Below are 7,159 nucleotides of genomic sequence, written 5' to 3'. Positions count from 1 at the left end.
GTCTGAAAACATTGAGTTACTCTTAAAAGATTTTATAGTATAATATTGTTGAAAAGCTTCATAATTAAAATTAAGCCTACAATCATATGGGTCATTAAATGTATCTGGAGACGACAACCATAATAATTTATTCTGAACATCTGAAATATTTTCAATAGTTGGAGTATAAAATTTATACAATATAGGTGGACACTTATGCTTTTTTATTTCAAATACGTCATCACCTATTATTTCAGATAATGAACAATTATTTATTTCTTTTTTTGAAAATATATCATTTACAAGCTTGTATTGCCACGGCATTTTCTGATTTTCATGATTTTTAGTCTTTTTCATATTCTTCACGAGTAATTGGGGTTTGAGGGTCAACATTCAAAACTTCATCGTAAGTAAGACCATAAAGATGATACACCAATAGGTCAATTTGACATTCTTCTAAAGAAGTGTCGGTATTCGGGTCGATACGTTTAGCAGTTAAAATCGTGTCCACAAGATTTATAATCGGTTGCTGTTGCTCCTTAGTTGCTGGAGCAATAGGTATATTACGTATATGCTCAGGGTAAATATGATAATCGCCACCTCTCAAATCACGCAAAAGTATGGTTGCATAAGTAGAATTCATAATTCCCAATAAAAACCGTAAATCTACATTCTGAGACAATTTCTCCATTTCACCACGGTTGTAACGACTAAATTTTTTTATACTAGAACTTATACTTTTGTTATCAACACCTTTTATATTTATCCATAATGTAGCTCCTATTATGGAGTCATTATGTATAAACCTATTCTCATAATCTAATGTTCCAAATAAATTTCCAAGTCGATTAAAGAATAATTTTGGAGGGTTAAACCATTCTTCAAACGTAGGCCTAACAAGTTTAAATGGAGAGCGCTCAGTATAATATTCGATATAACGAATTCTTTCAATTACATACTTTTTTATATCTTTAGCCTCAATATATTTTCTACAATGAATCTGGTCCTGATAATCACTTATTAAATCCTGTTTTTTAAATTCCCCTTTTGCTAATTTCTCATCTGAATTTGGTCGTAATCCATAACTTACATAACAATAATCACCTAAGACATTAAACATAGGATGACGAAATCCGATGCGTTTTTCTTGTGTAAGATTCCATACATAATTATTTTTATCTTGAATTAGATCCTCATATTCTTTTACAAAAGAATGGTGTATTGACTTTTGTTTATCAATATGCGAAATTATCGTTTTGTTTCCCTTGCATTTTCTTATAAACGGAATGCAGTTGCTAACAGTTGCATTCTCAAAAATTTTCGTTCCATTCAAATCTACAATCTCAAACATGTCGAATGATGTAACAACCATCTTTCGTAAAACCATTGCGTATAACTGATTAGTTAAAGGATATGGGACAATCATTGTACATAAACCTCCAAGCTTGCACATATGGTCCATACCGAACTCAATAAATGGAATATATAAATCCCATTTCTGATATAATGATCTAAATCTCTTAGATGCTATTATATCGTTACGCTGTCTTGCAAGTTTCTTATCAGCTATCTGTGCTGGAGCGCTTATATACGGCGGATTTCCAATCACAATATCGAATCCATCCTTAACTCCAAACATCCATTCCGGATCAAAAAAATTAGAGGAAGCATTTTGATTAAACATATCCCAAGATGCTAACTGCCGAGCTTCATCATTCCCAACAGCACCATTTGCATATAGCATATCAGCTATCTCCTGACGGAGTTCGTTAACTATATTCTTGTATTTACGCTTGGTACGAACTGTCTTTGCTCCAAAGATTTTGTGCTTGGCTATCTTCAGTTCATTTTCTTTCGCTTTTATTTCCTCGCTATCAAACAAAGACGCATCTTTCTTATCTAATCCAATCAGCGTATTAGCCGCAACAAATTTCGCTTCGAGGTTAGGAAGCGGACGTATACCAAAGTTGTCGGTAGGATCAGTATTTGTATTTTGATCTACTACCAATGAAATAAAGAAGCGCAGTTTGCTAATCTGTATGGCTATAGGCTGAATATCTACGCCATAGATACAATTTTCAATAAGATAGAGCTTACGGGCGTAGTCGGGACGGTTAATACTTTCATCAAAACTACGCTCTATGTCTGCAATTAGTTCTTTTCGTTCTTCATTTGATGAATTGCGATAAGCTTCTGACGTTTCGTCAATGGCCTTTTGCAACATAATTTCCTTCCACATCTTATTGTCAGGATCAATACGGCTTAGGATATGAACCATCTGTTGCAGAATACCCATGGGGAATGCACCAGAACCACAAGCAGGGTCGAGCACTTTACAATTATAAAGCGACAGCATAATCTGTCTGCGTTGGTTGTCTGTCAAAGAAACATCTTCATCAGTATATTGCATCAACTGACGATATTGCTGCTCCAAGTCGTCACCAACAGTGCGTTTAAGGTGCGCCACCAGACTCTCGTCCACCATGTATTGAACAATCTCGCGCGGAGTATAGAATGAGCCGGTCTGCTTGCGAGCCGTAGTCTGTGTCTCGGGATTGTATGAAGCGAGCAAATTCTCAAACACCTTGCCCAATAGTTCCGGGTCAAGAGACACTTCCTTATCAAACGGAGTGTTTTCCTCGACGGTAAAGTTATAACGCTTCAATATGTCAATAATACCACGGGCAGAAACTTTCTTCTTTTTCTTACTGCCGTACCACTCTGAAAGATCTATATTCTTGCCAGCCTCTTCGCCAAAGAAAAGATAATCCGGCACAATCAACGATTTCTTAACTGCTTCGCGGTCGCTGAAACCATCATAATACAAGTCATTGTCTTTATCATCGAGGCAATCAAATAATCCACCATTTAAAAAAGGAACTGTCCGATTGGCCAAATCAACAAACAACTGCGGATTCTTAAAATAAGATTCATAACGCATAAGTTTGTTGTTGTCGTAGTCTCCACGTCCGTTTCTAAAATGCCGTTCCGACAGTTCTTTACTACCTTCAGGAGTAATAGGACTGTTAAGCATGGCGAAGAAAAGATTCTGCAAAATTGCCTTATAATATTTGCTTTCACTCGATTTGTAGAACAAATCCACTTTCGTATTTGGATTGAAGTCCTTTATCAGATTATCTGCAATGTATTTTTCGTCGAAAAACTCTTCAGGAATCAGATGACGCTGTTTCAAGAACCAAACAAAGATAAGACGTGTAATCAGACGGATTGCACTTTCGCAGTTAAACTTATCATCATCGGTCTTGTCGTTAAGGTCATTTGGGAAACGAATAATTTTTATTGCCCATGCATACCAGTCGCTCAACTCCTGATAGAACTCTTTGGTAAGTACCTCTACAGAGAAACGGCTACGCAAGTCATCGGAATCGACCACACGCCCTTTTTCATTCAGATACTTATTTGGAGTATAATATGCAATACCCTTTCCCAAGAAATAGCTGTATCGCCTTGGGTTACTGTAATTTCGAGTCACACGTGACGAATCATTTTTAGATTCGAGCGTAATCTCAATAAGCGAAAAACGATAATTGTCGTTATTGTCTTCCGGAACAAAGACAACCAAAGCCCTGTCTTCCATTTCATCTGCAAGCAGGCGGAATGCTTCTTTAGATAGTGAAACACGTGCATCGTTTTTTGAATTGTGCCTTACCTCATACACAACCAAATCGAGAGCAGCAGATGTTCCCAACTTCAGGGCATGTCGGGTATATGTCATTTTAGTTCTAAACTCCACAGGTGTTTCCGTATGGATAAAATCTTCCGGCAAGAAACTGTTTTGCAGGAAATTTACAAACTCTTGACGACTATATGCTTTATTGAATTCCATAATCAAATCTTTTATCTTTTTTATTTATGAGTATTATTGAAGTTCTTCGCTCAAAATCAAAGTTTCTTCTCCATCGTCCACTTTGTTTTGATAGCCAATGATACGTGCCAGATATTCAGCAGAAATTTTCAAGGGCAGTTTTGGCGCATCCTTTGGCATCAGTTGATTGATAAACCGTATCTCATATCCTGACAACGCATCGGCTCTCACCACTTGCGCCAAATCTTCAAGATAGTCTTTTGACAATGCTTGTTTCGACATCAATACTTTGATTTTAGCCAATGCGTTTATCTGCTCCTTCTCGTTTCTGTCCTTTACTTCGCTACTGAAGAGCGATGATTTTACCAGCTGATAGACTGCATCAAAATTTTTGCTCAAATCGACAGGCTTCTCATTTATATCTGCTTCGAACAGCGAAATAGCCTCTTCTGCCGAAATCATGGCGGGAGGATTAGACGCATCTCCGATTTTGAAAACGAAGTCATCACCTTTGCGTCCGAACATCAGAACTCCTTTTTTCGGTTTGTCGACTCTACGGGCTGTCCTTGCGCGGTGTGGCAACTCAAGAGCATTATTATAAACGTCTGTTCCTTTCAGACTATTCAATAACTTACGATAAGGTGTGTCCCAAGATTCCTCTTCATTTCGGGAAAGTTCTTTGCGATAGCGTTCCTTAAAATATACCTGGAGGTCTTCTTCTTTGGTAAGAGCCTTAGTGTCCTCGCCCATTATGGCATGAATCATTGCCATTTTAAGGGTGGAAATCTCTTTTGTCCTCGTTTCCGCCTCACCCACATCTGTCGGGAAATAGTTGTATATGTAAAGTTGGTCAAAGACTTTTTTATTAATACGATTAATACGCCCTATACGCTGAATGACTCTTGTCGGATTATAAGGTATATCATAATTGAAAATAGCTCCGGCGCGGTGCAAGTTATACCCTTCGGATATGGCATCTGTCGCTACTAAAATATAGAAGTCGTTTTGTTGCAATGCAGGTTTCAAACCAGCATCAAAGTTTGCACGTATAAGATCTTTATTGGCAGAAGTAGCGTCAGCAGAAGTATATTTCATAGCCGGTAGTCCTGCATTTACCAAAGCCTTGCCCAAATAATTCACCGTATCAGCAAATTCTGAAAATACAACAAGCTTACGATTGGGGTCATTCTTCATTTGCTTGCTGACAATGCGTATAAAAGAATCCAATTTGGGATCAGACTTTATCATATTGTCCTCGCCAAACCATTGTTCCTGTAAATTTTTCAACAGCTGAACATCAGCCTTGACATCAGTTACAAAACTGTCTTTCACATATTTCATGTCTATCTCAAAGAATCCTCGGGCTTCGTACTTTTCAAAGAGTTCCTCAATTTCTTCCATACCGTCGTCGCTGGTATCATAGAAAGCTGACACATCAGGCAAGTTTCCTTTCTTGAATACTGGTATCTTGTGCCGTTGTTCAATCCATCGGAGCATGTGTTCGGAGGACTGAATCATATACCCCAATGAAGCCTGAAACGCCGCTACAGAGCTCTCAAAACGAGCTACCAAGAGATGGCGCATAAATTTTCCGATATTTGTCTGTCGTCCAAGCAACAGATTAAATTTTACTCCAGTTTTATCTTCAAGTTCCTTAGCCAGTTTATCTTTTGACTCTTCTTTTATATATAAGACAGGTGAATAACGGGCAGCCTTAAAACGGTAAACATCATCACTGCTTCCCTCTGATTTATTAATCCTGTCAAGAGTGGTCGTATATAAATCTTTCAATTCACTCAAATCATATTCAAGTTCTTCAGGATCATTAGGCATCACCAACTGTATGTTTTGCTGTTTCAAATCATAGGCATATTCAGGTATGCCCTGCAAATCAAGACGGGAACGACGAACGACCAATGGACTGATAATAGAACGGATTTTCTTGGCCATATCATTGACTTGCGTTTTTATTTCTTCATCAGTCTTTTTGCCTACCCGTTGCTCTTCACGCAATTTTTTGTACTTATTTATCAAGTCTTTAAATGAAGCACCTAAGTTCTCGACAGTCTTCAATGTGGAGTTTGTAGGTATCTGGAAGAGTTTTATTAACGCATAAATATCGGCAGGTTGGTTGTTGAATGGAGTAGCCGTCAGCAACAACACTTTATTGCCAAAGCAAAGATTATGCAACAGGGCATAGTCTTGCGTGTATTCGTTGCGGAAACGATGGGCTTCATCTATTATTATCAGGAACTGCTCACCATCTTTAACCAACTCTTGATAATGTAAAACTGCATCCTCAATCTTTCCGGCACTAAACACAGAAGCAGTAAACCCGAACTCATCACGATAACCTTCCCACTGCTTATACAAATGCGGAGGACAAACTATGATAGTGCGCAATCTTAGATTACGCGCAATGGTAGAGGCAATAACACTTTTACCCAATCCTACCACATCGGCAACAATAGCACCATTATGGTTATTCAACGCATTAATAGCCATCTGCACTGCATCGGTCTGATATCTTAAATTAGAATACCTACCTTCAGTAATATCATATGGAGTAAGCAGATTTTCAGATGTTGGTATGTTAAAATATTCTTTAAGAACTCTGACATACATCAGATATGGCGAGTATATTTTATCGTACCATATACGGGCCATCACCTTATTATTCCATTCATCCAGATTATCCTTACTTGCAACAACGACAGAACTTTCCCATAATTCATCAAAAAGTTTCTTTCCCTCTTCGTAATCCTGCTTGTCGTTGAATCGGGCATTAAGTTCTAACCGACCCTTCAATCCTTGATATGAAAGATTGCTGGAACCTGTAATCAAGACACCTGGCAACTCTCCTCCTTCATTCATCAAATCGTTATAAGCAAAAAGATACATCTTGGAATGACACGGGTCGAGTGTCTTACGAATCTCTAATGTTCCGTCCAAAATTTTCCCATAGAACATTTTAAATTGTTCCAATTTTTCTGCCGTATCTAGAAAATCAGAATCATTGAATATATGGACAAACTGTTTATAGTATTCTTCTTTAATGATATTTCGAGAAATAAATTCATTTCTTATGGCCTCAACTTCCCGTATATGTTTAGATATGTGCAAATCAATATCCAATCCGACTAATATCCTTATCTGTTTGTCTTTAAGGTTTTCAGATAACTGGATATAGCCGGAATAATAGAAATAGCCGACCAATATATCCACTGCATCTGTTTTAGGCAAGATACCATTGATAATATCCGATAAGAATTTTTCTTTATTTGTTATAAAATTGCTGCTCATACTATCATCAGTTTAATTTGCTATTGATGGCATAAACTCTTTAGAGATACT

3 protein-coding genes are annotated in these 7,159 nt (G+C 37.5%); all 3 read right to left on the bottom strand.

Features of this window, described 5'->3' with window-relative positions:
- On the bottom strand, window positions 1–336 hold a 336-nt coding region (locus QVO66_RS11605), incomplete at its 3' end, for a hypothetical protein (protein ID WP_288172852.1).
- On the bottom strand, window positions 323–3,826 hold the full coding sequence (locus QVO66_RS11600) for an Eco57I restriction-modification methylase domain-containing protein (RefSeq protein WP_021855659.1): 3,504 nt from the start codon (window positions 3,824–3,826) through the stop codon (window positions 323–325). The genes QVO66_RS11605 and QVO66_RS11600, both read right to left, overlap by 14 nt.
- A 33-nt stretch (window positions 3,827–3,859) precedes the next feature.
- Window positions 3,860–7,108, bottom strand: coding sequence for an SNF2-related protein (locus QVO66_RS11595; RefSeq protein WP_021855658.1), 3,249 nt, complete (start codon window positions 7,106–7,108; stop codon window positions 3,860–3,862).
- Window positions 7,109–7,159: the final 51 nt, after the last annotated feature.

Origin of the sequence: Prevotella sp. CAG:255 (assembly GCF_000431195.1) — a bacterium.
Taxonomy (GTDB): domain Bacteria; phylum Bacteroidota; class Bacteroidia; order Bacteroidales; family Bacteroidaceae; genus Prevotella; species Prevotella rara.
This window is presented reverse-complemented; position numbering and strand designations above follow the sequence as displayed.